This is a genomic window from Rhodococcus artemisiae, assembly GCF_036327795.1.
In the GTDB taxonomy this organism is placed as follows: Bacteria; Actinomycetota; Actinomycetes; order Mycobacteriales; family Mycobacteriaceae; genus Rhodococcus; species Rhodococcus artemisiae.
The window spans coordinates 1-969 of the sequence record NZ_JAUTXY010000052.1 but is presented as its reverse complement, the minus strand read 5'-3'; the positions used below and the strand labels follow the sequence as shown (position 1 = coordinate 969).

Here is a 969-nt window from a genome sequence, read left to right as displayed (position 1 = left end):
GGTCGTGGCGACGCGGATGTTCGCGGACGAGGAGTTGGAACGACTGCGGGGATTCCCGGAGATCAGCCGCGAGGAGCTGTTCCGGTACTTCACGCTGACGCCTGCGGATCTGGCGTTCGTGGATCCGGGCCGGGGCCGGGGCCCAGCCGAGCGGCTGGGCTTGGCGATCGCGTTGTGTACGCTGCCGTGGCTGGGATTCGTGCCGGATCGGCTGGTCACGGCTCCGCCGGTGGCGGTGGCTCGTGTCGCCGAGCAGTTGCGGTTGGATCCGGTGGTGATCGGTGCCTACGGCAGGCGAGCCAAGACCCGCACCGAGCATGTGCGCCTGGCCGCGCGGTACCTGGGATGGCGTGCGGTCGGTGCGCTCGAGTTCAAGGAGCTCGATGAGTTCCTGCTCGCGCGGGCGATGGAGCACGATTCCCCGACTCTGCTGTTCCGGCTGGCGTGTGAGTATCTGATCTCGGCGAAGGTGATCCGGCCAGGCCCGGTCACCGTGGTCGAGCGGGTCGCCCACGCCCGCCACCAGGCCCAGACCGAAACCTATGACCGGCTCGCTCACGAGTTCACTGCGGCGCGGTGCGCGGAGTTGGACGGCTTGCTTGTCACCGACGCTTCGCTGGGGATCTCGCGGTTGCGGTGGCTGTCGACCGGGCCGGTGGAGGCCTCGGCGGCCGCGGTCCGCGCCGAGGTCGACAAGCTGGGTTTCCTGCGCGGGTTGGGCGCTGATCGGCTGGATATGTCGGTGCTGCCCGCCGAGCGGCGCCGGTTTTTGGCCACGATGGGCCGGCGCCTGAGTCCGCAAGCGCTGCAACGTCGGGATCCGCAACGCCGGTATCCGATCCTGCTCACGGTGCTGGCCCAGTCCGGCACCGATGTCCTCGATGAGGTCGTGGCGTTGTTCGATCAGGCGATCTCGGTGAAATTCGGTGCTGCCGAACGGAAGATGCAGCAGCGGCTGGCCGAACGAGG

General features: G+C 68.6%; 1 protein-coding gene. It reads left to right on the top strand.

Going from position 1 to position 969, the window contains the following annotated elements; translation table 11 throughout:
- Window positions 1-4 precede the first annotated feature (4 nt).
- On the top strand, window positions 5-969 hold a 965-nt coding region (locus Q7514_RS33125; protein WP_330137393.1), incomplete at its 3' end, for a DUF4158 domain-containing protein.